The organism is Afipia sp. GW821-FHT04G03 (assembly GCF_059419985.1).
In genome coordinates, this window is the sequence record NZ_JBWKSV010000005.1 from 1 (window position 1) to 26,979 (window position 26,979).

Below are 26,979 nucleotides of genomic sequence, written 5' to 3' on the forward strand. Positions count from 1 at the left end.
TCTTCGGCATAACCAAAGCTCCTTTCCAAGCTCACTTTCTCACAAAGCTTGGTCCAAAAAAGCCCGGTCAGGTCACTGAGACGGTGAGACAGTGAGACAGTGAGACGCTCCCGAGTAACGCTCCTTCTCTCGACCACTGCTGTCTCGTCAAAAGTTATTCACTGATTTATTTCGCCTCTTTTTGTATGCTCAGAGCGAGCCAACCGCAGTGCCGTGAGCATGCTTGTGGCATTGCCAGCGGCATCCTCATGCGATGCCTGAAGCATTGCAGTGACGACGCGAAAGGTGCTCTCGAAATGCTCGCAGAAGTGGGTTGAGTATGTTGCTGGCAACCTGTTGGAGAAATCGTAGCGCGGAAAATGCCTGTCGCATGCTCACCGCATTGCCACAAGCATGCGGCAAGCAATGCCTGCGGGATGCACACTAACAAGAACACTCTCTCTCTAACGAGAGAGAGAGACGCGCGCGCGCGAACGAGTTGGGCTTCGGAAAATTCTAATCAGGCCGGACTGGTCAACTTGGTCGCCTTGACGCAGCTATGGCTTGGAAATTAATTCAGCTTCATTGCAGATCTCTCACCGATCTCACAATTTCGAGAAATCATCTCGCTATGAGCCGCACTCCAGCACGTTTTACTCAGGCGGATGTCGCAAGAACTCTGCGTGCCGCCAAGCAGGCTGGTGCATTGACGGTTGAGGTGACGCCCAACGGAAGCTTTCTCATCACGCTTTCTGACACGCTGGCTGCGGCAAGGGAGGAAAAACAACTTGAAGAGGACAGCGAAATTGTTCTCTGATCCTTCCATGCCTCGTCCTCGCCCGCCTCATCTTCATCGTGAAGCCACTCGGCACGGGACAATGGTCTGGTACGTGCGTGTCGGCAAAGGACCCCGGACCCGCATCAAAGTAGCTTACGGTACCCCGGAGTTCGATGCTGCGTATCGAGCCGCGCTCGCTGGTGACACCCATGCGCCAAACGAGAAACCGTCCCAAGGCACCCTCGAGTGGCTGGTCGGCCTCTACCGCCAGTCCGGCGCATGGCGTGATCTGTCGCCGGCAACGCGAAAGCAGCGTGAAAACTTCTTCCTGCACATTTTGAAGACCGCTGGCCGGGAGCCGGTGTCCCGCATTGATCGCGCGGCGATCATCCGCGGTCGTGACAAGCGCGCGGCCACGCCGTCACAAGCCAAGAACTTCCTCAGCACGATGCGCGGTCTGTTCACCTGGGCGGCGGACGCTGATCTGGTGCGGACTGACCCGACCCAAGGCATCACACTCAAGAAGGCGAGATCGCCAAAAGCTGGCGGCTTTCCGGTCTGGACCGACGATGAGATCGAAGCCTTCGAGCATCGTTGGCCCAGGGGCACCCGTGAGCGGGTGATGTTCGATCTATTCCTGTACACCGGACTCCGTCGGGGTGACGCCGCCGTCGTCGGCAAGCAACATGTCCGCAACGGCGTGATCGCCATCGACACCGAGAAAACGGGAATGCGGGTGACTATTCCAATCCTCCCCGAGTTGCAAAAGACCCTCGACGCCGGTCCCACGGGCGATCTCGCCTTTATCGCAGCATCGAATGGCAACCCGCTGACCAAGGAAAGCCTCGGCAACATGTTTCGGGATGCGTGCCGGGCTGCCGGCGTCAACAAATCTGCGCATGGGCTGCGCAAGGCCGCAGCGACGAACGCGGCGAACCACGGGGCCACGGTGGCCGAGCTGGAGGCAATCTTCGGCTGGGCGGGCGGTCAGATGGCGGCGCTCTACACACGATCCGCAAACCGCCGGTCGCTGGCCGCAGACGCAATGAAAAAGCTATCCCGGACCGAAACGGAAACATCTATTCCCGCACCTAAGCACAAGGTGCGGGCGTCAGAGCCGAAAGCTAAATGATTTCAAGTGTATTTTTGTGAGGTGGTGCGCTCGGAGGGACTCGAACCCCCACCCTGTTACGGACTGCCACCTCAAGGCAGCGCGTCTACCAATTCCGCCACGAGCGCTAAACGATCACCCCGGATTCGCACCCGGCGCGGCATCGTCGGCGCCCGTGTAACAAATCGGGATTGGGGGGACAAGGCCTCAGAAGCCGTGCAGCCAGAGGCTTTCCGGACTATCTGTGATCAGGCGTCCGGGGCAACATTTGCTTGACTTCGACCGCGATGCGGTTGCGGTTCACGACCACGACGCCGCTGGCGATCGGCAGGTTGTTGGCGAGAACCTTGACCTCGTCCTGCTCGGTCGCATCGAGTTCGATGATGGCGCCGCGGCTCAGCCGCATCACCTGATGAACGGGCATTGAGGTGGTCCCGAGAACCACCATCAGATCGACCGAGACGTTATCGAGAGTTGCCACTTTGATTTGACACCCACACATGAATGATGGACGCAGATCACCACGAATATGGTTACTCAAAGGTTAATATGCTCCAGGAGCGCCGCGAAGACCTTGCCCTGACGTCGTTTTTCCCCCGCTCCGGCCCGCCCGCCGAGTGGCGGGTGGCGGCAGCGCCGGTGGCCTATCAGGAAGCCATCGAGACCATGGAAACGCGGGCTGCCGATATTGCCGCGGGCCATGCTCCTGAGCTTGTCTGGCTGCTGGAACATCCCCCGCTCTACACATCCGGCACCAGCGCCAAGGCCGGAGACCTGATCGACGCCCGGTTCCCGGTGTTCGCTACCGGGCGCGGCGGACAGTTCACCTATCACGGTCCCGGCCAGCGGGTGGTCTACCTGATGCTCGATCTCAAGCGCCGGCGTCCGGACGTGCGGGCTTACGTCGCCAGCCTCGAGCAGTTCACGATCCGCACCCTCGCCGCCTTCAACGTGCGCGGCGAGCGGCGCGAGGACCGGGTCGGCGTCTGGGTGCCCCGGCCGGAGAAAGGCCCTTCCCGCGAGGACAAGATCGGCGCGATCGGCGTGCGCCTGAAGCGGTGGGTGTCGCTGCACGGCATCTCGATCAACGTCGAGCCGGACCTCACCCACTTCACGGGCATCGTGCCCTGCGGAGTCGAGGATCCCCGCTACGGGGTGACCAGCCTGGTCGATCTCGGCCTGCCGGTCACGATGAGCGATGTGGACGTGGCGCTCAGGCAGGCCTTCGAGGAGATTTTCGGGCCAACGACGGCCAATGCCGGGAAACCGGCCGCCTGATCGCGGCTTCAAACCGTCGGCAGCACCGAGAACCGTTCGCCGGATACGCGCAAACCCAACATGTCTTCGCTGGCCGCTTCGTTGTCGATGGCGGTGACGCGCGCCATGCCGGGACCGTCCTGACATTTTGCAATCAACGCAGCGACAGCATGGTCCGGGCCGGCGAGAACGGCCTCGACAGCCCCGTCCTTTCGGTTGCGCGCCCATCCGGCAAGACGGCCGGCGACCGCCTCGCCTTCGATCCATGCGCGGTATCCGACGCCCTGCACCTTGCCGCGAATGACGATGTGGCGGATGACATCGCTCATCGACCCACCTTCAGGGTTCTACTTCTTCAATCCCAGAAAATCGGCGATGCGCGCTTTCACGTCAGGGTCGCGCATCACGCGGCGGGTCAGTTCCGGAGACGGCAGACCCTTGAGGTCTTTCGGCGCAACGCCGTCGCGCATCGCCTTCTGCGTCTCATACACCGCCTGTGTCGCAGCGGCGATCGGCGCATGTCCCTGCAAGGTGATGCGCACGCGCTGGCTGGCCAGAAAGGCCGTATCCGCGAGTTCGCCGTCAGCGGTGCCCATGATGATCGGCAGCTTTGTGACGCTCGCGACGGCTTGCAATTCCGCTCGGGTTTTCAGCCCGCTCAGGAACAACGCATCGACACCCGCGGCCTCATAGGCCCTGGCGCGCGCGACCGCATCATCGATGTTCGAGATCGACGCCGCGCCGGTGCGGCCTGCGATCACCAGCGACAAATCAGAGCGGCCACTCAACGCCGCCTTCATCTTGCCGATACCTTCATCGATGGAAATGAGCTGCGGTTTGGCCTGTCCGTAAGCCTGCGGCAGCAGCGTGTCCTCGATGCTGAGGCCCGCGGCGCCCGCAGCTTCCAGTTCCTGCACGGTGCGGCGAACGTTGAGCGCGTTGCCGTAGCCGTGGTCAGCATCGACCAGCACGGGAATTTTCCCGGCGCGGCAAATACGGCGTACCTGTTCGGCAAGTTCAGAGAGCGTGATCAGCACCAGATCGGGGTCGCCTAAAATCGTCAGCGACGCGGCTGAGCCGCCGAGAACTCCAAGCTCGAAGCCGATATCTTCGGCGGTGCGCGCCGAGATCGGATCGTAAACCGAGCCGGGGCTGACGATGTCGCGGCCCGACAGGATGGCCCGGAATGCTTCGCGTTTCTCCTGCGGCAACATCACAACCTCATGCGAACTCGAGGATCAGTGCATCGACAGCCAGCGTCGCGCCGGCAGTCGCGGCGATTTTCTTCACCGTGCCGTCGCGTTCGGCGCGCAGCACGTTCTGCATTTTCATGGCCTCGATCACGGCCAGCGTTTCGCCGGCCTTGACCTCCTGACCTTCGGTCACGGCAATCGATATCACGAGGCCCGGCATCGGGCACAGCACCTTCTTGCCGGTGTCAGCTGCCGATCCCACCGGCATCAGCCGCGCGGCCGCAGCTTCCGTCTCGGTATAGACCTGCACCGGCAATTCGTAACCCTGATACGCCAGCCGGAAACCATTCGGCATCGGCCGCACCTGCATGGCGACAGGATGACCCGCGATGCTGCCTTGCCAGACCGGATCGCCCGGCTTCCAGTTCGACACCAGCGTGACAGGCTGTCCGGCGGCACCGTCCGCGCCGATCAGGCGAATGACGATCCCCTCGCCGTCCCGCGCGACATCAAGCGGCACCTCGTTGCGACCGAGCCAGACCGCCCGGCGGCGTTCGCGCGACACCGCACGGCCGTTCATCTGTCCGGAAATCTGCCTTTTGCGCGCCCCCAGAATGTGATCGATAGCCGCTCCCACCGCGGCAATCCGATGCGCCGTCTCGCCTTCCGGCGTGCGCGGTCCGAAGCCCTTTGGAAATTCCTCCGCAATGAATCCGGTCGATAGATTGCCCTCGCGCCAGCGCGGATGATTCATCAACGCCGACAGGAACGGAATGTTGTGACGGATGCCGTCGATATAGAACGCATCGAGCGCGTTCGACTGCGCCTCGATGGCGGCGGCGCGCGACGGCGCGTGGGTCACGAGCTTGGCGATCATCGGATCGTAGTAGATCGAGATTTCGCCGCCTTCCTGCACGCCGGTATCGTTGCGTACCGTGATATCGCCGACCTTGCTTTCCGCGGGCGGGCGATACTTCACGAGCCTGCCGATCGACGGCAGAAAATTGCGGAACGGATCTTCGGCATAGACGCGCGATTCAACGGCCCAGCCGGTGAGCGTGACGTCCTTTTGCGCGAGCGACAGTTTTTCACCGGCAGCGCTGCGGATCATCTGCTCCACCAGGTCGACGCCGGTGATGAGTTCGGTCACCGGATGCTCGACCTGGAGCCGCGTGTTCATCTCGAGAAAGTAGAAACTCTTGTCCTGGCCCGCGACGAATTCGACGGTGCCTGCGGAATCATAATTCACGGCCTTTGCGAGAGCCACCGCCTGCTCGCCCATCTTGCGGCGGGTGGCTTCATCGAGCAGCGGGCTTGGGGCTTCCTCGATCACCTTCTGGTTGCGGCGCTGGATCGAACATTCGCGCTCGCCGAGATAGATGACGTTGCCGTGCTTGTCGCCGAGAAGCTGGATTTCGATGTGGCGCGGATCGACGATGAACTTCTCGATGAACACGCGATCGTCACCGAACGACGCTTTCGCTTCCGCCTTGGCGAGGCTGAATCCTTCCGCGACTTCGGATTTCGAATGCGCGATGCGCATGCCCTTGCCGCCGCCACCGGCCGACGCCTTGATCATCACCGGATAGCCGATCTCGTCGGCGATCTTCACCGCATGTTTGTCGTCTTCGATCACACCGAGATGGCCGGGAACGGTGGAGACCTTCGCCTTGGCCGCCGCCTTCTTCGATTCAATCTTGTCGCCCATTGCTGCGATGGCGCCGGGATTGGGACCGATGAACACGATGCCTGCCGCTTCCAGCGCGCGCGGAAACGCCTCGCGCTCCGACAGGAACCCATAACCCGGATGCACCGCCTCCGCCCCGGTCTGGCGGCAAGCCTCGATGATCTTCTCCATGACGAGGTAGCTCTCGGCGGCCTGCGGCGGTCCGATGAAGACCGCTTCGTCGGCCATCTCGACGTGAAGCGCATCGCGGTCGGCATCCGAATAGACAGCCACCGTCGCAATGCCCATGCGGCGTGCGGTCTTGATGACCCGGCAAGCGATTTCGCCGCGATTGGCGATCAGTATCTTTTTGAACATGGAGTGATCTGGATCCTGAAAAGGCGGATTCGGGCTGGCTGGCCTACAACCGCAATTTGGCATGTGCGACGGATTGTAACAATTCTGTCGCGGGCATTTACTACACCGAATTACCGCCCAGCGTGACTGGGCTGGCTGGCATGTCCACCTACAAGCGAGACTCTCATGCGCCGCACCATTTCACTGTTTTCCATCGGTTTTCTGGCGTTGTCATCCACCATGGCTTTCGCCCAAAACAACCAGCCTCGCAACCTGATTCTGTTCGTTCCCGATGGACTCCGTGCGCTGGCCGTGACCCCGGAAACGGCGCCCGCAATGGCGGCGGTGCGCGACAAGGGCGTGAACTTCAAGAACCCCCACTCCCTGTTTCCGACCTTCACCATGGCCAACGCGTCGGGCATGTCGACGGGGCACTATCTCGGCGACACCGGGACGTTCAGCAATTCGATCTATACGGGGCATCCCGTGTCGGTCGCGAGCCAGGGCGGCACGGTCGTGCCGTTCATCGAGCACGATCAGGTCCTGCGCGAGGTCGATGAGCAGTTCAACGGCGATTATCTCAACGAAGAGACGCTGCTGAAGGCCGCGCGCGATGCGGGCTACAGCACCGCCGCCATCGGCAAGGTCGGCCCCACGCTGCTGTTCGACCATACCGAGCGCACCGGCACCAAGACCATCACCATCGACGACCAGACCGGCTCCGTCGAAAAGGACGGCAAACTGATCGGCATTCCGCTTTCCGACGAGATGAAGGCCGCGCTGGGCGCCGCCAATCTTCCGACAACGACACCGGGACGCGGCGACAACGGCAAGGCCGGCGACGCAAAGACGCCCGGCACCGTCGTCGCCAACATCAAGCAGCAGGAATATCTCGCCGATGTCGCGAGCAAGGTCGTGCTGCCGATGTTCAAGGCGCGCAACAAGCCGTTCGTGCTGGTGTTCTGGTCACGCGATCCGGACGGCACGCAACATAACCAGGGCGACAGCCTCAACAGCGTGACGCCCGGCATCAACGGCCCCTCTTCGCGCGCCGCGATCAAAAACGCCGACAACAACCTCGCACAGTTGCGCAAGGCGCTGGACGATCTCGGCCTCGCCGCCACCACCAACATCATGGTGTCTGCCGATCACGGCTTCTCGACGATCTCGAAGGAAAGCAAAACCAGTTCGACGGTGAAGCGCACCTATCCCGACACGCCGGAAGGCTTCCTGCCGCTGGGATTCCTCGCCATCGATCTGTCGAAGGCGCTGAACCTGCCGATGTTCGATCCGAACAACAAGAACGCGGCTGTCGGCGAGAACGCTTATCCCAAAGCCGGTAACGCTCTGCTCGGCAAGAATCCCTTGAAGCCCGATCTCGTCGTCGCCACCAACGGCGGCTCCGATCTGATCTATCTGCCTAACGGCGACCGCAAGCTGGCGGATCGCACGGTGAAGGCTTTGCTGGACCAGGATTATGTCAGCGGCATCTTCGTCGATGACGGACTGGGACGTTTTCCCGGCACTCTGCCGCTGTCGCTGCTGAGCCTGAAGGGCAAGGCCGTGACGCCGCACCCCGCCATCGTCGTGAACTTCCGCTCCTACTCGAGCGGCTGCGATGAACCGACGCTATGCTCGGTGGAAATCGCCGACACGGTGTTGCGGCAGGGCCAGGGAATGCACGGCAGCTTCAGCCGCGGCGACACCATGAATTTCATGGCGGCGGTCGGTCCGGACTTCAAGGCGGGTTATGTCAATCAGCTTCCCGTAAGTAATGCCGACGTCGGCATTACCGCGGCTCACCTCCTCGGCCTCCATCGCAAGGCCAAGGGCTCGCTGATCGGCCGCGTGATGACGGAAGCCATGCCGAACGGCGTGACGCCGAAGGGCTTCAGCGGAACGCTCACGGGCAAGCCCGCAGCCAACGGCCTCAGGACCGTGCTGCAATTCCAGCGCGTGCTGAACCAGCGCTATTTCGATGTCGCGGGATTTCCGGGCCGCACGATCGGGCTTCCGGAGACGGTGAAGACGGCAGGCGCGAAGTAGCGCCTGCCTCAATCAAGTTCGCGTCTTACATTCCGAAATCGAGAACGCTCGGCAACGTCTGAGCCAGCGGCAGGGTCGCGGCGCCGATCAAGGTGGCAACCAGCGCCTTCAGGGCGAGGTTGCTGCGGCGCTTGCCGCGCATCTGGCTCGCGATCCACTCAAGCACTTCGGTGTTGACGCCGACGGCCTTGGTGGGCGCCCAGCTTTCGATGGCGGTGTCCGGCGAAAGAGCGACGGCGCGCGGAGGCACCGGCAAACCGGAGGCAGCTGCGGCGTGATGCACGATTGCCTTGGCGAAAAGGTCGTCGAAGCGTCCGTCGTCGCTGCGCTCGGAGGCCGCCTCGTTGATCTCGAACAGGGTTTCGGCCTCAGCCCGGCTGACGGGCTCGTTGGCATTCGCCGCAGCGGTGAGAATCCGCGCGCACCAGGCCGCGTCACCCGCATCCAGCGCCCGCGAGAAGTGCACGCGGCCGGAGGTCGTCGGCCCCTCGCCCGTGATCACGCCGTCGCGCACGAAGGCAAGCGCGGTAGCGGAGACATCGCGGTCTGCGGTGAAGCTGGTTTCGATTTTCCGGATCAGTTCGGAAAGCGGCGCGTTGGCGATAATCGAGGCGGACGTCATGTTACTTTTCTCTTTTTGTATCCCGCAGCATTTTCATGCGGATGTAAACGAAGCGTTAATTAAGCGATTCGGAGATCGCTTCTTTCCCTTATGGTTGCGGATTGGTCGCACTGACCGTCCGCTCGGTTCGATGGAAATGACATCGGGAACCGGCGGCTGTGCGGCGCATCAAAGTCAAATTCGGGGCATTGCGAAAAAGTGAGCGCAACGGGACTCAGTTGTGAACTTTCGGCAACCCGCCGCAAAACAGCAGGGAATTCTGGAAAGCGTCCGCGCGATGGAAAAATCTTGTCCTTTTCGCCCCGTAGTTTCGTTTTCGCTCTTCGAGGGCTATACCCCTGACATCAAATTTCTTTGTAACGCTAAAGACATGAGGCGGATCGATGACTCTTCAGATTGGCGCGACCGCGCCGGATTTCGAAGCAGATACCACCGAGGGACACATCCATTTTCACGACTGGATCGGCGATAGCTGGGCTCTCCTTTTCTCGCATCCGAAAGACTTCACCCCGGTCTGCACCACCGAGCTTGGCACCCTCGCCCGCATGAAGCCGGAATTCGACAAGCGCGGCGTCAAGCTTCTCGGTTTGAGTGTCGATCCGGTCGCCCAGCACAAAGCCTGGAGCGAGGACATCAAGGAGACCCAGGGGTTTGCGCCGAACTATCCGATGATCGGCGACACCGACCTGAAGGTTTCCAAGCTCTACAACATGCTTCCGGCAAACACGTCCGGCGGCTCCGAAGGCCGCACCGCTGCTGACAACGCCACGGTACGCACTGTGTTCATCATTGGGCCGGACAAGAAGATCAAGCTGGTGCTGGTTTACCCGATGAGCACGGGCCGCAACTTCGACGAGGTCATCCGCGTCATCGACTCGCTGCAACTCACCGCGAAACACAGCGTCTCCACCCCGGCAAACTGGAAACAGGGCGAGGACGTCATCATTTCGGGCTCCGTGACCAACGATCAGGCGAAAGAGAAATTTCCGGGCGGCTGGAAGTCTCCGAAGCCGTACATCCGGATCGTTCCGCAGCCGAAATAATCGCACTGCACATTCGCAAAAACCAAAAGGGACGCAGGTTGCGTCCCTTTTTTATTGCGACGGCCGATGGAACAGTGTGCTCCGCTTTGCGAAAACCCGTCCGGCTCAGGCAGCGCGCGCAGGCGCCGTCGTTCTGTTCACGAGCAACACGGCAGCGGCGCAGATCGCCATACCGATAATCGCAAGCAGATCGAGCCGCTCGTCGAACAGTACATAGGCCATGATCGCGGTAACGCCGGGCACGAGATAAAACAGGCTCGCCACCCGCGTCGCCGCCGAATGACGGATCAGCCAGTACAGAAGACCGATCGATCCGATCGAAAGCACGACGACGAGCCACGCGAGGCTGAGCACGAACTCGCGGTTCCAGACGATCACACGGGTCTCGAACAGCCACGCGCCGAGGCCAAACAGCAATCCCGCTGCGACGAACTGAATGAGATTTCCCGCCCGCCAGTCGATCTGGCTGCAATACCGCTTTTGATAAAGCGTGCCGAGCGTGATGCTGACGAGCGCGACGCAAGTGGCAGCCCAGCCCCAACCCGCCTCTCCCGACATTGAACGGCCATGGAGAACGATCAGCGTTCCCGCCAAACCCATCAACAGCCCGGTCCACTGCAGCGGCGTCACGCGCTCGCCGAGCCAGCGGTTCGCCAGCGTGGACATCAGAATGGGTTGCAGTCCGGGAATCAGTGCGGACAGGCCCGCGGGGACCGAATGAAAAATCGCGACGGCTGTACCACCCAGATAAAAGCCATGCACAAGCAAACCGGCGATGGCGCTATGGATCACACCAGCGCGATCCGGCCACTTCGGACGCCAGATCGCAACCATCACTCCCATCAAGACTGCAACAAGCCCCATTCGCACCGCGAGATAGGTCAGCGGTTCGGCTCCGTTCAGCACGTATTTCGTGCCGACGAATCCCGTGCTCCACAGCAAGACGAAGATCGCAGGCGCCGCGCGCGCAGCGATCGATTCAAGTCGTTGCTGATCCGACGGCGGGTTCATTTGCGCAACTGCTTGCCCGATCTTATGCTATCGGGCAATCATCAAATGCGCCGGGCAACTCGCCCGGAAACGCAGATCGAAATGCCTTCCAGACCAAAGGATTCGTCATGGACGTTCGCGCCGCCGTCGCCATCGCTGCCGGGAAACCGCTTGAGATCACCACCGTACAACTCGAAGGCCCGCGCGAGGGCGAAGTGATGATCGAGATCAAGGCGACAGGCGTGTGTCACACTGACGAATTCACATTGTCCGGCGCCGATCCCGAAGGGCTTTTCCCCGCCATCCTCGGTCATGAGGGCGCGGGCATCGTCGTCGATGTCGGCAAAGGCGTGACCAGCGTCAAGAAAGGCGATCACGTCATTCCGCTGTACACACCGGAATGCCGGCAATGCCCCTCGTGCCTGTCGCGCAAGACCAACCTCTGCACCGCGATCCGCGCCACGCAAGGCCAGGGCCTGATGCCGGACGGCACGTCCCGCTTCTCTCTCGGCGGCAAGCCGATCCATCACTACATGGGCACGTCGACGTTCGCGAACTATACCGTCCTGCCGGAGATCGCGGTGGCGAAAATCCGCGAGGACGCGCCGTTCGACAAGGTCTGCTACATCGGCTGCGGCGTCACCACCGGCATCGGCGCAGTCATCAACACCGCGAAGGTCGAGCAAGGCGCGAAGGCCATCGTGTTCGGCCTCGGCGGCATCGGGCTGAACGTGCTGCAGGGGCTCCGGCTCGCAGGTGCCGACATGATTATCGGCGTCGATCTCAACAACGACCGCAAGGCCTGGGGCGAGCGCTTCGGCATGACGCATTTTGTTAATCCGACGGATGTCGGCAAGGACCTCGTCGCGCATCTCGTCAACATGACCAAGACCAAGGAAGACCAGATCGGCGGCGCGGACTACACCTTCGATTGCACCGGCAATGTCACGGTGATGCGTCAGGCGCTGGAAGCCTGTCATCGCGGCTGGGGACAATCGATCGTGATCGGCGTCGCGCCCTCGGGCGCGGAAATCGCGACCCGTCCGTTCCAGCTCGTGACCGGGCGCGTCTGGAAGGGCACGGCCTTCGGCGGCGCGCGCGGCCGCACCGACGTGCCGAAGATCGTCGACTGGTACATGCAGGGAAAAATCCAGATCGATCCGATGATCACGCATGTGATGCCGCTGAACGACATCAACAAGGCGTTCGATTTGATGAAGCGCGGGGAATCGATCCGGGGCGTGGTGACGTTCTAGCGACAAGCCAACATGAGGAACTGGCGTTGATGTGCGTTCGCGCGCTGTCATCGCAAGAATTTTCCACTCCGTCATTCCGGGATGCGCCGCTTGGCGCAAGCCCGGAATCCAGAACCGTGGAAACTCGTAGCCGGTGGATTCCGGGTTCGCGCGAAGACGCGCGCCCCGGAATGACGGCGAACAACATCGAGTGACCAGACGCCCGAAACATTTCGTGATGGGGACACACATCCCCGCGCTCTGAACCCCGCTTATGTTCGGCACATCCTGTTCGTGAGGGGCGCTTTCTAGAGGCGTCTTGAGAGCGGAGCAGGATGCGGCGCCTGCACGTGTGTTTCGCAAACACACGCTCGGGAGGCTGGGGTCACCGTCCGGGCCAACTACGTGGCTCTGCCGTTCGCGGCTGGACGCGGACAGGATGAAGGCGGAGAAATCCCGCCGGATAAAGACGCACCGCGTCCGTCCTGTCCCGGAAGTACGGTCCTCTCGCCCAAAATCGCCGCAGTGGAGCGCCGTGAGGCGATGCGCTTCCGGACCACATCGTGTCGCAAGCGATACCGGGAGCGAAACGAATACAAGGTGCGCCTCGCGGCGCTCCATGCCCCTCCCTTTTTACAGGGGCGCGAACGAGGCAGGCCTCGCGCGCGCATTTGAGGGCAAAACTAAAAGCTCACCTCGCGCGCGGCGCGGGAACGATGATGCGTGGCTGTTTGAAAAATGAATCTGGAAAACGTTCAGCGCGAGCGCGCAACACTTCCGATGTCGTCCCCGCGAAAGCGGGGACCCATAATCACCGCGGTTGAGAGCGTATCGCCGTCATCCTGGGGTGCGAGCACTTGCGAGCCTCGAAGGACATGCAACCGCGCATCCTTCGAGGCTCGCCGCAAATGCGGCTCGCACCTCAGGATGACGCGACATCAATAATGTTTCGAGGATTAATGGGTCCCCGCTTTCGCGTTGACGACCAGTCGATAGATTTCGCTGTTCAGAAGAACTCTTCCGGGCACGGATCGACGATCTGCCAGAGATCGCTGCCGTTCTTGATCTTCTTCATCTCGTTGGTGAGCCCGCCGTTGCGGCTGATCCACGCTTTCACCGGCTGCGGATAATAGGACATCAGATCCGACGTCCCTTCGTTGCTGGTGATCTTGATGCCGAGGGTGAAGGCCTTGTCGTAATAGGCCTGGTGGAAGCCGAGACTGGCACGCGGCGTCACGCAGATCTTGTTCATCGGCACAATGCCGAACACCATCGTGCAGGCCGAATTGCAGATGCCGTCGATGATGACGCGCTCGCCCCGCGCGCGAATGCGCTGGTACTTCGCCTTGTACTCTTCGACGTAGCCGCCGTGATCGCGGGTGATGCGCACATCGGCGCGTGCCGGCAAACTCGCCAGCAGCGACAAAACGACAGACAGAAAAACAACAATTCGCATGTGAAGCCGGAAAACAGATGCAACTGATCTGGACAAAGCGACCAGTCCACCAACAACAAGACTCTGGCGGGACTGTGTTTGAAAATCGTTAAGCACAATGCGGCAAGCTATAATGACGGTCAACAATACACAGCAAGGACTTGAAATATAACAATTTTTTAGATTTGTCGCGATCTGTTTCGAGACTGTTTCGCTCTCAAAAAATTAGCGCGTCCACTGCGGGGTGAACGCGCTAATTCCAATCTTCGACTGAGCGCCTGAGGGCCGCTACTTCTTCGGACGAATCGCGTCGGCGGTGCCTTGAATGAACGCCGTGATCTTGACGACGTCGTCTTCGCTCAGCTTGCCGGTAAAGTCCGGCATTCCCTTGTCGACATGCGGTCCCTTGAACACAAAGTTCTTCAGGTTCGCGATCGTTTCGGCGCCGACGTAGCCGAGATTTCTGACATTGCCGCCCTTGTCCACTCCGGGGACGCCGTGACAGGTCACGCAACTGCTGACGTACAGCAGCGTTCCTGGCCCGACATCTGCCGGATTGTATTTCACGCCCTCGAGGAGATTCTCCATCTGATACTTGGTCATTTGCGGCAGCGGCGCCTTGCCGTCGATCGCAAAGGTATAGACCGTGCCGGGATTGTCCGCCTCGGTGGCGCGGGCCGCGATCCCGAAGACGCCGCCCCACCCGACCGCGATGGACACGTACTGCTTGCCATCGAGCATGTAGGTCGACGCCGCCGCGACGACGCCTGTGCCCGTTGGCGATTCCCAGAGCTTCTCGCCTGTCGTCGCATTGTAGGCGATGAAGCGGCCATCGGCCGTTCCCTGGAAAACAAGATTGCCGGCGGTGGTCAGCGTTCCGCCGTTCCACGGCGCCACGTATTCCTGCTTCCATGCTTCCTTCTGCTTGACCGGATCCCACGCGATGAGCCGGCCGAACGGCATGTTCTTCGGCGGCGTCGCGTTCAGCACGAAACCGGTGTTCCAGCCGGTATTGCCGCCAAACTCACCGGGCTGATTGGCGTTGTGTTTCCACCCCTTCTGCGGAGTGAGATTGAGCGGCACGCCTTGCGCCGGCAGATACACGAGGCCTGTCATCGGATTAAATGACATCGGGTGCCAATTGTGGGCGCCGTAAGGACCCGGAATGGCGTCCATGCCTTTTTCGGGGTCGCGTGCCGCGGCAACTTCAATCGGACGTCCATTGGCGTCGTATCCGGTCGCCCAATTCACATCGACGAAATTCTTCGCCGAGATGAACTTGCCGTTGGTGCGATCGATGACGAAGAAGAAGCCGTTCTTCGGCGCATGAAGGATCACCTTCCGCGGAGCACCGTCGATGTTGATGTCCGCCAGGATCATCGGCTGGGTCGAGGTGTAGTCCCAATGATCGCCGGGTGTTTCCTGATAATGCCAGACGTACTTGCCGGTGTCGGCATTCAGCGCGACGATCGACGCAAGATAGAGATTGTCGCCGCCTGCGGGGCTGCGGAGATGCCGGTTCCACGGCGATCCGTTGCCCGTCCCGATATAAACAAGGTTCAGGTCGGGATCGAACGTGATGGTGTCCCACGCCGTTCCGCCGCCGCCGTTGATCCAGTATTTGCCGGCCGGATCCCAGGTTTTAGCGGCCGCCTCCATCGATTCATCTTCGTAGGGTTTGGCAGGATCGCCCGGAACGATAAACCACCGCCAGGCCTGATCGCCGGTTTCCGCGTCATACGCGGTGACGTAACCGCGCGCGCCGTATTCCGCGCCGCCGTTGCCGATCACCACTTTGCCGTTCACAACGCGCGGCGCGCCGGTGATCGTGTAGGAATGCTCCTTGTCGATGAGCGTGTCTTTCTCCCAGACCTTCTTGCCGGTCACGGCATCGAGCGCCACGAGCCGCCCGTCATAGGCGCCGACGAAGACCTTGCCCTTGTGGAGCGCAACGCCGCGATTCACGACGTCGCAGCACCCCTTGAAGCCGATCGCGCGCGATACTTCAGGGTCAAATGTCCATATCTTCTTGCCGGTACGGACGTCGATGGCGTGAACGACGCTCCACGATGCGGTGACATACATGATGCCGTCGACAACCAGCGGCGTCGCTTCAACGCCGCGCGACGATTCAAGATTGTAGGTCCACATCAAACCGAGATTCTTGACGTTGTCGGTGTTAATCTGATTCAGCTTGCTGAACCGCGTCTCGCCATAGTCGAGGCCGATCGTGGGCCAGTCATTCGATGTTGCAGCATTGGCCTTGATGGAATTCTGATCGACCGCCGACGTCACCGCCTTGATGTGTTCAGGCGAACCTTTGGGCGGCGATTGCGCAGAAGCAGCGGAGAAGACCGCAAGCGTCGCGATCGCGGACGCGGCCAACAAAAAACCCAGCACTGAGTGCCGGGTTGCGGTAGTCGCTGTTTTGGTCGTCGCTGAAAATTGCCGAAAGACATCGATACGATTGGCGAGACGTTTCATACAATCCTCCCAATGACCTCTGGTGGGTCTCGTTGAATGTTAGACGCAAAAGAAGAAGCGTCAACGCATGTGTGTGGCATGCAAGGTTTTGTTGTTTTGCAGCGCAACGCGCTGCGTTGTTCCATCATTCGCACAGCGAAATTACATCTCGATTCATGTCATGCCGGCCGCAGCAATGATTGCTCGCCGTGATGCCGTCGTGCAGTTGATCGGAGATGGTTTGAAGAGAGAAGAGACAAGTGAATAAGCAGCGCCTACGATCGCGTGGATTCCGCGACACCACGATTGAATCGTTGGCGCCTATCGAACTTGCTGAGATCGCCACGGGTTGTGTGCCGCGTTGCCTGGATTGGGTGCGAATGAAGCCGAACATCTGCCGGCAGATTTTGAGAGTCCGTGGAGCAATGAGGCTCACTGCCGGACCCCACCCTCCAACAACCCAAGCCTGTATATTTTCCTATCCACAACCCACCTGCAGGAGCCGAACGCACATCTTAACAAGCTAAAATCAGCTCGCGTTTTGACGGGGATAGCGACCTGGGGGAGGTATTATGGAACCTATTCTCGTTGCCTTCCTGCAACAGTTCCAAAGAGTCAAATATGTGGCCATTCTAGGGAGCTAGGTAGCGTGCTACAGTTTTTTAGAAATTTTTTAATCGATTGAGTCTTTGGGGGATTTTAGGATGCGTACACCAGCGTTTATCGCGGCAGCGTTGCTGCTGGGATGTGCGTTTCCGCCTGTAGCGCATAGCCAGTCTGCATTTTTGATCAACGACGCTTTGAAGCAGGCAATCGCCACGAATCCGGGCGTTGGTGAAGCTGCAGCCAATCGGCGCGCAACTGATGCAGAACTCAGGCAACAGCAATCGACGTTGCTGCCGCAAGTTCGCGTTGAAGGACGCGCAGGTCCGGAGCGCTTCAATCAGCAGATTGTCCCTGCACCACTCGGGAACGATACCTGGCGAAACGGCCGAGACGTTTCGGTCGTCGCTCGTCAGTTGGTGTTCGACGGATTTACATCCTTGAACGAGATCTGGCGTCAGTCCGCGCGCGTCAATGCGGCGGCAGCGCGCGTGCATGAGAGAACCGAATTGCTCGCGCTGGACGCGGCCGAAGCGTACATCGACGTCATTCGCTACACCCGTCTCATTTCCATCGGGGAAGACAACGTAAGAGTCCACCGTGGTTTGCTTGGCAACGTGCAGGCCCGCTTCAAGGGCGGCCGCGCTGGCGAAGGCGATCTTGAGCAGACGCGCGAGCGCGTCGAAAATGCCATTGCCACCCTGGCAGGCTTCCGCCAGAGCCTCGACGAGGCGCGGGCAAAGTATCGCAAGTCCGTCGGTCTCGAACCCTACAATCTGCGCAACCCGCACCGCCTTGCAGGTTTGCCCTCCACCAAGGATGAATCGCTCGCCATCGCGATCCGGTTCAACCCGACCATCAAGGCGGCGGAAGCCGACGCCCGCGCAGCTAAATACGCATTTCGCAGCACCTCGGGCGCTTTCGTTCCGAATGTCTATCTGGAAGGACGCGCCTCCACCGGAATCGACGCCAACAGTTATGTCGGCAAGCGCGACGACGTGAGCGGCAAGGTGGTCGTGAGCTGGGATGTTTTCCGCGGCGGCCAAGATACATGGCGGCGCGCCGAGATGGCCGAACGTTATGTTGAGGGCACCATGCGTCATGCGCGCCTGCAGCGCGACGCCGTCGAATCGATCGACAAGGCGTGGGCCGCTCGCACGCTCACCGCGGACAGAATCGCAGCGCTCAATCGTCAGATCGCATCGGACCGTAAGGTCATTACGTCCTACCAGAAGGAATACGAACTCGGTCAGCGCTCGCTGGTCGATTTGCTGAACGGGCAGAACCAGCTGTTCAACGGATTTATCTCGCTGGTCTCCGCGCAGAGCGTGGCCATATTTGCCGACTATCAGTTGCTCGCCGCGATGGGCAATCTGATCGAATACGTCAAGGCGCCTCCACCGGCCGACGCCTCGCCTGACGTCGAGCCGTTCGGGCTTTTCCCGACCAAGCTGCCGCCTATTATTCTGCATGATCCCGTGACGGGCCCGGAGCCCCTTCCCGTTAAGCGGGCAGAACCCGTACCCGTCTTCAATTACGCAGCAACCGGGCCGCGCAATCTTCTTCCTGGCAATGACGATTTTGCTGGCCGCTGGCAGGGTTCTAACCCGGCGCAGGAGTTGGTCGATGCAGCATCGAAGTGGCCTGTGACAGGAAGCGCTTCCCGCGCCCAAGCGTCGGCAAATTGAGGCCAGGTCGTTAACGTCATTAATTGACGTCGTTCATTTTCAAATTCGCAAACGCCTGCCGGCGGAGGCGCGGGTTGCGTATGCGATAGTTAATGCGTGCGCATTAGTCTTAATCTTAAGGTTTTCTTAAGTTTTCTGACCGGTGGCACTAGGATGGCTGCTTAAACTCATAGCCAGGACCACATCCGTGAAACCGGAAGCCGCAACTCATTTAAGCCCCTCGACGCCGGGTGAGCGCGATGCCGTTGACCCCTTAAGGGATCCGTTGGCAGCGGCTTTGATCTATCTCGCAGGCTTTCATGGACGCACAATCAGCCGCGAAGCCCTGATCGCTGGCCTGCCGATTATCAATGGCCGCCTGACCGCGATGTTGGTCGAACGCGCAGGGCTGCGAGCCGGACTTGAGATCGAACCGGTAAAGCGAGCGCTTCCGGATATTCCCGCGCTCGTGCTGCCTGTCTTGCTTATCACAAAGGATGGGATGCCATTGATCCTGAGCGGACTCGATGAAGCCCGCGAAATGGCTCGTGTCGTTGACCCTGAGCGGCCCGAAACAGCGACCAGCACGACTCTTTCCGAGCTTGCGTCGCGCTATTCGGGTTATGCGTTTCTCGTCAAGCCAGCAGCAACGGCCGATGCGCGAACCGTCGCCGCCGGTGACCTGCCAAAGACTCATTGGTTCTGGTCGGTCGTCCGCAGGTTCGGCTCCAACTACGGGCATGTCGCGCTGGCGGCGCTCCTTGTCAACATGCTCGCTCTGGCAGCGCCCCTCTTTACAATGAACGTGTATGACCGGGTCGTGCCGAACGGCGCGATCCCTTCGCTGGTTGCACTGGCGATCGGATTGGGTCTTGCGATCGTTTTCGACTTCATCATCCGCATTGTCCGAAGCCGGATCATCGATCTCACCGGCAAGAAAATCGATGTCGTGCTGGCCGCGAATATCTTCGAGCATATTCTCGCGGTGAAAATGGCGAACAGGCCGACCTCCGTAGGCATTCTCGCCAATCAGATGAGGGACTTCGATTCAGTCAGAGAATTCTTTACGTCAGGAACAGTGGTGGCGGCCACGGACCTGATTTTCGCTATGATCTTCATCGGCGTGCTCTTCGTCATCGCCGGGCCGCTGGCCTGGATTCCGCTGCTGATGCTGCCGATCGTCATCGCGACCGGATTTATCCTGCAGCGTCCGCTGGATCGGGCGATGAAGAGGCTACAAGCCGAATCCGCCGCACGCCACGGCGTCTTGATTGAATCGCTGTCAGGCATCGAAACCGTTCGCGCGACGGGCGCGGAATCGCGCATGCAGACTGCGTGGGAACGATCCGTTGCGGCAACAGCCCGGTCCGGCGAGGACGTTCATTTCTGGTCTTCGCTGGCTCTGACCATTTCGAGTTCGGCCCAGCAGATTACCAGCATGCTGCTCGTTGTGATTGGCGTGTTCCTGATCCTCGACGGCAAGATCACCATGGGCGCATTGATAGCGGCCAATATGCTCTCCGGCCGTGTGCTGGCTCCGATATCCAGCCTCGCCTCGGTTATCACGCGCGCGACCCAAACTATCAGCGCGCTTCGCTCCATCGATCGGTTGATGTCGCTTGAGCGGGAGCGCCCACCGGGACGCGCCTTCGTCACCCGGAAAATCGAAAATGGATCCGTCAGTTTCGAAAACGTGAGTTTTCGCTATCCCGGCACCAAGGAAAACGCGCTCGAGAACGTATCGTTCAAAATCGCACCTGGAGAACGTGTCGCCATTATCGGCCGCGTCGGCTCAGGCAAGACGACGGTCGGACGGCTGCTGGCAGGATTTTACGATCCGCTTGAAGGCAGCATCGCCATCGATGGAATCGACCTGCGGCAGTATGATCCGGCGGACCTTCGCGCCGGCGTCGGCTTCGTTATGCAGGATACCGACCTGTTCTTTGGAAAGCTGCGCGATAACATCACGCTTGGGAAGCCATCGGCAACCGACGAAGAGGTTCTCGAAGTCGCGCGGCTGTCGGGAGTCGAGCAATTCATCGCCGGTCACCCGCTCGGCTACGACATGCCGATCGCTGAAGGTGGGCGAAGCCTTTCCGGTGGCCAGAAGCAGGCGATCGGGCTGGCGCGGGCCATGATCCGTAAACCAAAGATCATGTTCATGGACGAACCGACTGCGCACTTCGATGTGCGCAGCGAAACCGAATTTCTCGATCGTCTGAAGGCGATAACCAAATCTGACATGACGATCATCGTTTCCACGCATCGCCCTTCCCTGCTGTCCCTCGTGAATCGAATTCTGGTGTTCGAGCGTGGCAAGCTGGTCGCCGACGGGCCGCGCGAAACCATCCTCGCCAGCCTTCAGGCGGGCGCGAAGCGGCAAGCAGAGCCTCCTAAATTTGACAAACCCGTTATGAAATCAAATGCAGCAAACTGATTTTGCCTTCGCCAACGATATTCGCGCCGCGGTCGAACTGCGTACGCCGCGCACGTCGCGGCTCGTCCTGTTTTGCTCACTGGCACTTATGGTCGTCGGTATCATCTGGGCCCATTTTGCCGTTCTCGACGAGGTGAAACGCGGCAACGGTCGGGTCGTACCGACCCGTCAGATTCAGGTTGTCCAATCGCTGGAAGGCGGCATCGTCGGAGCCATTCTCGTTCAGGAAGGCGCCATCGTAAAGCAAGGCCAGCCGTTGATGCGGATCGAAGATACCAAGTTCGCGTCTGAATTTGGTGAAATCCGCGAAAGACGGGCAGCGATGGCTGCGCGCGTATCCCGCCTTGAAGCCGAAGCCGCCGGCGCCAGCACTTTGGCCTTCCCTGCTGAACAGATGGAAGCTGCGCCCCGAGCCGTCGCAGCCGAGAAAAGCCTGTTTGAAGCGCGTGCGCGGAAACTCGCGCAGGACATCGACGTCGTGGCGCAACAAGAAACCCAGCGCCGGCGAGAATTCGATGAATACAAGGCGACGGAAACAAAACTGACCGAAACCCTCAAGCTGCTTCAACGTGAAGTCGATCTGACGCGCAATTTGTATCAGCAGAAGGTCGTGCCTGAAATCGAGATGCTGCGAATTGACCGGCAAGCGACCGAAATGCGCGGGCAACTGCAGGTCATCAAGGCATCTTTGTCGAAGGCAGAAGCAGCGGTTCAGGAAGCCCAGGCCCGTTCGCAGAATGCGCGGGCGACCTTGAGAGCGCAGGCGGATGAGGATCTTGCAAAATCGAGGGGTGACCTCGCCGTTCTCGATGAGAACATTAAATCGGCGAAAGATCGCGTTTTTCGGACTGAGATGAAGTCCCCGGTCCACGGCATCGTCAACAAGCTGAACGTGACGACAGTTGGCGCGGTGGTGCAGCCGGGCGCCAACTTGATGGATATCGTTCCGCTCGATGACAGTCTTCTGGTTGAAGGTCGAATTCGGCCGCAGGACATTGCGTTCATACGTGCCGGTCAGGACGCCGTTGTCAAAATAACAGCTTACGATTCGTCCGTTTACGGCTCTCTGAAGGGCAAGGTCGAGCGGATCAGTGCCGATACCATTGCGGACGACAAGCCCGAGCGCGGCGAAAAGGCTGAGACCTTCTATCGCGTGATGGTCCGTACGGATAAGAACCACCTTGGGACAACCGAAACCCCTCTTCCCATCATCCCGGGCATGGTGACCACTGTCGAAGTGCTCACGGGCGCGAAGTCTGTCCTTGATTACGTCGTGAAGCCGGCACGAATGCTGCGCGAAGAAGCCCTTCGTGAACGCTGACGGTAACGAAACATCAGCATTAACGCTGCGTTACCGGATGGGTTGATTCAAATTCTAGATAATCCATTTCCTCGCCTTCCACTCTCCTGCACAGAATAGCCCCTCGCATTAGCGCCGTTTAACCCGGTTCTAGGTGCCCGCGTCCAATGATCGCCCCATCACACGGGGACGGGATCAGCTTCAGGCTGACCGACGCCCCCGGGATACAGGGGCGTTTTTCATGGCGATGTTTTCAACGGCTCGTACCGTCACAACGGCAGTTATTGGCCTCACGATACTGACCGCTAGTGGTTTTCCAGGCGAGGCAGCATCGAAGACCAAGCCCAGAAAGTATATTTTTGACGATCTGGTGACGCCTTCCATGCTGGCTCCGCCGTCGCAGCCTGTCCGCGTGCAGGCTGGAGGCGCGCGCTTCTTTTCGATCAACAGCGTTCTGGCGAAGCTCGACGGCAAACCTGCGACGGAGCAGCCAATCCGGCTGGCGTCTGTGGCAAACGATGACGTTCTTTCCGATGCGCCTTCCGGGCTGATCAACATGGAACGGACATCGCAGACCACGAACGAACCCTTTGGTCTCTTTACATTCCGTGCGCCGGAAGGCGTGCTCTGGCGCAAATGGCGCGGCGCAAAAGCCGCGATTGAATCCGAATTGCGACAGGTGGAAGACTGCAAGACGGATGCCTCCACTTGCAGCGACGCAGCCCGTCGCTTCCAATTGATCGTCGATGAAGTTCGCGGCCAAAGTGGCGTGGCCCGATTGGAAACCGCCAATCGGCTGATCAATATCGCCATCCGTTATACGAGCGATCTTTCGCAGCACGCTGCCTTGGACGTGTGGTCCGCGCCGCTGGCATCGCTCGAAGCTGGACGGGGCGACTGCGAGGATTACGCAATTGCAAAATATGTCGTACTGCGGGAAGCAGGCGTCCCGGAGCAGGATCTCCGCATTCTTCTGGTCCGTGACCGAAGAGTACGCGAGGACCACGCCGTCCTCACCGTTCGAGATGGCGGAACCTGGAGCGTGCTGGACAATCGGAGCGCGAAGTTGGCAATCGACAGTGAAGTGCTGCACTTTACTCCCCTCTATGCTCTCGACAGCGCCGGAGTAAGTCTCTTCGCATCGCCCTACCTGACTCAACGGCTGAACAGAGCTGCCAAGGCAGTTCTGCCGGCGTCTGACGCCATGAGGAGCGAAGGCGTGGCCACAGGCTGGTCGTCACAAGAAGTATCCGCAACGACTGATGCCGGCGACGCCGGGATGTCGCTCGCGGGTAGCTCTTCAGGCGCGGCAACCCTGCCGATCCTGATGTAACGGTATTGCCGGTCGAGCCCGATCGACTGGCCCATCGCCACGGTTGCTAACCTTTTTGGGTCCTCCAGAGCTGCGGCCTAGCCTGCGCTTTACCGCCTTACGATGCGCGGTGATCGCTTTCGTGCTATATTTCCAAGGTCTCGGCGCGATTTTAGCGCCGATTTAGGCCAAGCGGGAATATCGTGAAACCAGACGCAAAAGTTTCATTTCGGAGCAAGCTTCGGCACGCAGCCGCGGCTGGCCTTGCCGGTTCGGTTCTCATCGCCTGCGGGAGTTCAATCGCGCTCGCGCAGGTTCCGACGGTCGAACGCGCCGCCAAAGGCCCGCCGGCGAAGGACATCCGGGTCGGAGTTTATCTCAACGTGCAGCCCGATTGCACGTCGGGCACCCTTCCGGCTATCCGCCTTGTCAGCCCCCCGGCGAACGGGGCCGTCAACATCAAGCGCGGCAAGGTCAGCGCCACGAATTACAAACAATGCCTCGCGCTCGAAGTCCCCGGCTTCATCGCATTCTATCGCTCAAAACCGGACTTCTCGGGAATCGATGTCCTCACCATCGAGGTCAAGTATCCGGGCGGACGCACCGAGATACAGCGCATCAGCGTGACTGTCGGCAGCGGACCGGGCGGACGAGACATCTAGGCTGTTCAGCGGCGAAATCTGTTTGAGCTATCGCGCAAGAAAAAGCCCGCCGGAAAATTTCCGGCGGGCTTTTCTTGACTGATGAGAGTCACATCACACGGTTGCGGATTGCACGGCGTGAGCGGCGTCCTCGTACATAATGGTAATGGCGTTCGGCGTGTTCGGAAGCGATGTTGCCACCGTCACGAAGTTCGCACCGTTAAGGTTTCCATCCACATCGACTTGAAGTGTCGTTCCTGTATGAGCAACGTACTCACTAATGTTGTGGCCGGAAGCAACCGAGAACAACGACGTCAAATCGATCTTGTCGCCTTGCGCGTTATTGAAGTCCTGAATGATGTCGGCCGACAGAGTGTCGGTCAGTTTGAAGATGTCCGCACCCAGACCGCCATTGAGCGTATCGACGCCTGGGCCGCCGATCAGGATGTCATTTCCTCCGCCGCCGTTCAGCGTGTCGTTTCCGCCGAGTCCGATGAGAATATTGTTGTTACCATCGCCGGTCAAAATATCTCCGAGGGCCGAACCGGTGAGGTTTTCTACGCCGGTCAGCTTATCGCCGCTGGCATCGCCTGTCGAAATCTGCGCACCGCCGACATTGTTGAGATCGACGGTGACACCAAGCGAGGAATTCTGATAGCTGACGGTGTCGCCAAGCGAGGAATGCGCGCCCCCGTTGAGGATGTCAGCACCAATTCCTGCGATCAGCGTATCGTCTCCAGCGAGACCATTCAGCGTCTCGCCGCCATTACCAGAAACCAAAAGGTCGTCACCGGCGGTCCCATTTATCGTAAGTGCTGGTGGCGTTGTACTGATCGCAATCGTGCCAGTGGCCGTATCGCCATCCGAATCCGTGGCTTGAACCGCAAAACTCAGGTCCACGGCGTGACCGGAACCGCTCGAAAGCTTCGCGTACGTAAATGCTCCGATGTCGAAATCACCACCGCTCAAGGTTGCTCCGCCGGTGAAGCCGGACAAGGCTTGCGACGGATTCTCGATCTCGATCCGGTTGAAGCCGCCGGTACCGAGAACGTTAATTACGTCGTTGTTATCCAGGCCAACGATCAGATAGCCACCATTGCCGTCGGACTGAAGACTGGCAAGGTTGAGGACTGTCGTCACACCAGCGTGCGTCACCTCGATCCCGGTAATCGGCGTGCGATTTGCGGTTCCTGTCAACGCAGTCGAGTGAGCCGCAGCATTTCCACTCGGATCGTTGTCCGGAGCATTGAACACGCGAACCCATACTTCTGTGCCCGCACCAGCTTGCTGCAGATTGAACGAAAACGCATTAACACTGAAATGCTGGCCATAGTCGTAAACTCCGGCGTTGAAATTCCCGGAGGTCGTTGCGGCCGTTACAAAGTCAATTCGCGCGATGTCGTTGTCATTTATCGACTGACCGGACCCGATCCCCAGCGAACTGCTGTTTGTGTTAAGGCTGTCCGCGGTGAAGGTTGCGGCGCCAGTTCGGTTCGCCCCCGAAATCAAAAGATCTTCGTCGTTTGATCCATTGATGGTTTGGAAGCGGACGTTACCGGCCTGGGTGAATCCCAAATTCGTCGGATTGAGCACCACTTGGCTGCCATCGTCCAGCGCCCGCAGGAACTGCATCGTGAACGTGTCGAGCGTTTCATCGGTTGCATTCGGCGAAAGCTTGACCGTGAAGACGGTCGTTTCATCGCCATTTGCCGAATTGCCGTCGAGATCGATTTTGCCTGTAAGCGTGGACCCGCCATCTGATTTATAAAGATGAATGTCCTTTCCGCCAGACTTCACGGCAACGCCGCCGCTCAGCAACGTCGAACCGTCCACAGCCGTGAACGCGACGGTGCCGCCGTCCGCACCGATGCTCTCATAGAAATTCAGTGCACCGCTGCCAATGGAATTGGCGCCGTTCTCGATCACCATGGATTGCGCTGCGAAAGTCACAGGCGCGTCGTCGTCGAGATTGACGGTCAAACTTCCCGTCGCGGTATCAGCGATGGAGGTGTCGCCGTCGTTGTCACCGACGCGATAATCAAGTTGCAGTGAAATATCGCCGTTTTCGCTGTTCCCGCTTGCGTGCCTGATCGGGTTGATGAGGTTGAATGTGTAAGCTCCGGTCGACTCATCGAGATCAACGGTAAACAGGACCTGGCCTATTCTCGTACCCGATGTAATCGTCGCAGCGAGGCGCCCGGACGCGTAAGCATAAGAGACCGTTTCCTGGCCAATCGTAACGCCGGTGACGCCATTCAGATTGGCAAAGGTGAAATTGACGCCGCCGTCGCCGCCGCTGCCCGTAAGCGAACCGGACGCATATGACGTCGAGGCCGCATGATCCCCAACTACGCCAAGACCATTGCCGAGGATACCGTGCTTTAGACCTTCATCGTCCACCGCTGCAGTGACCGCCCCTGCGGTCGGCACGCTGTTGACGTTGATAACGTCAAAGCTCTGGCTATCGGACGATTTGTCACCGTCGCCATCCGTTGCAGTAATGGAGAAGGTGACGCCGGTATTGGCGTTCACAGACCCTGCCGCGAACGTCCATGTCAGGTTGGAGAACACCGTCAATGTGCCGGGCAAACCAGCCGAGAAGACAACGGACTGACCGGGCGCCATCGAAAGTATCTGCGTGTTCCCGTCGACAGTAACTTCGACGGACGGCACTCCATCAGCGCCGGCCACAAGCGACCATGCACCTGTGTTGAACGTGGCATTCTCGTTAACCGATACAGGCGCATCGGCAATCGCCACATGCGGCACGTCGTCGATGATGTCGACCAGGATGGTGCCGGTGGTGCTGTTGCCGTGGGCGTCCGTCACCGTGTAGGTGAAGCT

The 26,979-nt window shown here is 59.8% G+C and carries 21 protein-coding genes and 1 tRNA gene; 12 read left to right on the plus strand and 10 right to left on the minus strand.

What is annotated here, in order from left to right:
* Window positions 1–538 precede the first annotated feature (538 nt).
* Both AC07UB_RS21610 and AC07UB_RS21615 read left to right on the plus strand, forming a co-directional pair.
* Window positions 539–796, plus strand: coding sequence for a hypothetical protein (locus tag AC07UB_RS21610; protein ID WP_494654794.1), 258 nt, complete (start codon window positions 539–541; stop codon window positions 794–796).
* A 61-nt stretch (window positions 797–857) separates the two neighbouring features.
* Window positions 858–1,889 (plus strand): tyrosine-type recombinase/integrase, encoded by a 1,032-nt coding sequence (locus AC07UB_RS21615; RefSeq protein ID WP_494654796.1) that lies wholly within the window; start codon window positions 858–860, stop codon window positions 1,887–1,889.
* Between the two features lie 22 nt (window positions 1,890–1,911).
* Here AC07UB_RS21615 and AC07UB_RS21620 read toward each other — a convergent pair.
* Both AC07UB_RS21620 and AC07UB_RS21625 read right to left on the minus strand, forming a co-directional pair.
* Window positions 1,912–1,996: transfer RNA gene (locus AC07UB_RS21620), tRNA-Leu, on the minus strand.
* A gap of 110 nt (window positions 1,997–2,106) precedes the next feature.
* Complete coding sequence (locus AC07UB_RS21625) at window positions 2,107–2,370, minus strand: FliM/FliN family flagellar motor switch protein (RefSeq protein ID WP_192817766.1); 264 nt, start codon at window positions 2,368–2,370, stop codon at window positions 2,107–2,109.
* A gap of 5 nt (window positions 2,371–2,375) precedes the next feature.
* Here AC07UB_RS21625 and lipB point away from each other — a divergent pair, with 5 nt between their 5' ends.
* On the plus strand, window positions 2,376–3,146 hold the full coding sequence (gene lipB, locus AC07UB_RS21630; RefSeq protein ID WP_494655292.1) for a lipoyl(octanoyl) transferase LipB: 771 nt from the start codon (window positions 2,376–2,378) through the stop codon (window positions 3,144–3,146).
* 8 nt (window positions 3,147–3,154) lie between these two features.
* Here lipB and AC07UB_RS21635 read toward each other — a convergent pair whose 3' ends face one another.
* From AC07UB_RS21635 to AC07UB_RS21645, 3 genes are read right to left on the minus strand one after another with little or no spacing between them, the layout of a single operon-like run.
* The gene (locus tag AC07UB_RS21635) at window positions 3,155–3,454 is read right to left on the minus strand and encodes an acylphosphatase (RefSeq protein ID WP_492789895.1); all 300 of its coding nucleotides are present in this window, start codon (window positions 3,452–3,454) and stop codon (window positions 3,155–3,157) included.
* Between the two features lie 18 nt (window positions 3,455–3,472).
* On the minus strand, window positions 3,473–4,339 hold the full coding sequence (locus tag AC07UB_RS21640) for an isocitrate lyase/PEP mutase family protein (protein WP_494654799.1): 867 nt from the start codon (window positions 4,337–4,339) through the stop codon (window positions 3,473–3,475).
* A 7-nt stretch (window positions 4,340–4,346) separates the two neighbouring features.
* Window positions 4,347–6,362 carry an acetyl-CoA carboxylase biotin carboxylase subunit gene (locus AC07UB_RS21645; RefSeq protein ID WP_492789898.1) on the minus strand — a complete coding sequence of 672 codons (2,016 nt, stop codon included), beginning with the start codon at window positions 6,360–6,362 and terminating at the stop codon, window positions 4,347–4,349.
* Window positions 6,363–6,527: 165 nt separating this feature from the next.
* On the opposite strand from AC07UB_RS21645, the gene AC07UB_RS21650 reads away from it, so the two are divergent.
* Complete coding sequence (locus AC07UB_RS21650; protein WP_494654800.1) at window positions 6,528–8,387, plus strand: alkaline phosphatase family protein; 1,860 nt, start codon at window positions 6,528–6,530, stop codon at window positions 8,385–8,387.
* Window positions 8,388–8,412: 25 nt separating this feature from the next.
* On the opposite strand, the gene AC07UB_RS21655 is transcribed toward AC07UB_RS21650, so the two are convergent.
* Complete coding sequence (locus tag AC07UB_RS21655; protein WP_492789901.1) at window positions 8,413–9,009, minus strand: hypothetical protein; 597 nt, start codon at window positions 9,007–9,009, stop codon at window positions 8,413–8,415.
* Here AC07UB_RS21655 and AC07UB_RS21660 point away from each other — a divergent pair.
* Together AC07UB_RS21660 and AC07UB_RS21665 are read left to right on the plus strand one after the other, a co-directional pair.
* Entirely contained in the window at window positions 9,008–9,211 is a 204-nt protein-coding gene (locus AC07UB_RS21660; RefSeq protein ID WP_492789903.1) for a hypothetical protein, read from the plus strand. The two genes, AC07UB_RS21655 and AC07UB_RS21660, sit on opposite strands and share 2 nt — an antisense overlap.
* Window positions 9,212–9,392: 181 nt before the next feature.
* Window positions 9,393–10,052 (plus strand): peroxiredoxin, encoded by a 660-nt coding sequence (locus tag AC07UB_RS21665; RefSeq protein ID WP_494654803.1) that lies wholly within the window; start codon window positions 9,393–9,395, stop codon window positions 10,050–10,052.
* A 105-nt stretch (window positions 10,053–10,157) separates the two neighbouring features.
* Here the strand turns inward: AC07UB_RS21665 and AC07UB_RS21670 are convergent, their stop codons facing one another.
* Window positions 10,158–11,063 (minus strand): DMT family transporter, encoded by a 906-nt coding sequence (locus AC07UB_RS21670; RefSeq protein ID WP_494654805.1) that lies wholly within the window; start codon window positions 11,061–11,063, stop codon window positions 10,158–10,160.
* Window positions 11,064–11,170: 107 nt separating this feature from the next.
* Here AC07UB_RS21670 and AC07UB_RS21675 point away from each other — a divergent pair, with 107 nt between their 5' ends.
* Window positions 11,171–12,298 (plus strand): S-(hydroxymethyl)glutathione dehydrogenase/class III alcohol dehydrogenase, encoded by a 1,128-nt coding sequence (locus tag AC07UB_RS21675; protein WP_494654807.1) that lies wholly within the window; start codon window positions 11,171–11,173, stop codon window positions 12,296–12,298.
* A gap of 985 nt (window positions 12,299–13,283) precedes the next feature.
* Here AC07UB_RS21675 and AC07UB_RS21680 read toward each other — a convergent pair.
* The gene (locus tag AC07UB_RS21680; protein WP_492789910.1) at window positions 13,284–13,733 is read right to left on the minus strand and encodes a hypothetical protein; all 450 of its coding nucleotides are present in this window, start codon (window positions 13,731–13,733) and stop codon (window positions 13,284–13,286) included.
* Window positions 13,734–14,000: 267 nt separating this feature from the next.
* Window positions 14,001–16,196 carry a PQQ-dependent dehydrogenase, methanol/ethanol family gene (locus AC07UB_RS21685; RefSeq protein WP_494654809.1) on the minus strand — a complete coding sequence of 732 codons (2,196 nt, stop codon included), beginning with the start codon at window positions 16,194–16,196 and terminating at the stop codon, window positions 14,001–14,003.
* Window positions 16,197–16,879: 683 nt separating this feature from the next.
* On the opposite strand from AC07UB_RS21685, the gene AC07UB_RS21690 reads away from it, so the two are divergent.
* From AC07UB_RS21690 to AC07UB_RS21710, 5 genes are all read left to right on the plus strand, one after another.
* Window positions 16,880–18,466: a TolC family outer membrane protein gene (locus tag AC07UB_RS21690; RefSeq protein WP_492789913.1), complete on the plus strand. Its 1,587-nt coding sequence runs from the start codon at window positions 16,880–16,882 to the stop codon at window positions 18,464–18,466.
* Between the two features lie 187 nt (window positions 18,467–18,653).
* Window positions 18,654–20,882, plus strand: coding sequence for a type I secretion system permease/ATPase (locus AC07UB_RS21695; protein WP_494654811.1), 2,229 nt, complete (start codon window positions 18,654–18,656; stop codon window positions 20,880–20,882).
* Window positions 20,869–22,203, plus strand: coding sequence for an HlyD family type I secretion periplasmic adaptor subunit (locus tag AC07UB_RS21700; RefSeq protein WP_494654813.1), 1,335 nt, complete (start codon window positions 20,869–20,871; stop codon window positions 22,201–22,203). The genes AC07UB_RS21695 and AC07UB_RS21700 overlap by 14 nt, the downstream gene beginning before the upstream one ends.
* A gap of 220 nt (window positions 22,204–22,423) precedes the next feature.
* The gene (locus AC07UB_RS21705) at window positions 22,424–23,515 is read left to right on the plus strand and encodes a transglutaminase-like cysteine peptidase (RefSeq protein WP_494654815.1); all 1,092 of its coding nucleotides are present in this window, start codon (window positions 22,424–22,426) and stop codon (window positions 23,513–23,515) included.
* A gap of 182 nt (window positions 23,516–23,697) precedes the next feature.
* Window positions 23,698–24,156, plus strand: a complete 459-nt coding sequence (locus tag AC07UB_RS21710; RefSeq protein ID WP_494654817.1) for a hypothetical protein — start codon at window positions 23,698–23,700, stop codon at window positions 24,154–24,156.
* Between the two features lie 93 nt (window positions 24,157–24,249).
* Here the strand turns inward: AC07UB_RS21710 and AC07UB_RS21715 are convergent.
* A partial coding sequence (locus AC07UB_RS21715; RefSeq protein ID WP_494655289.1) for a beta strand repeat-containing protein occupies window positions 24,250–26,979 on the minus strand: 2,730 nt, incomplete at its 5' end.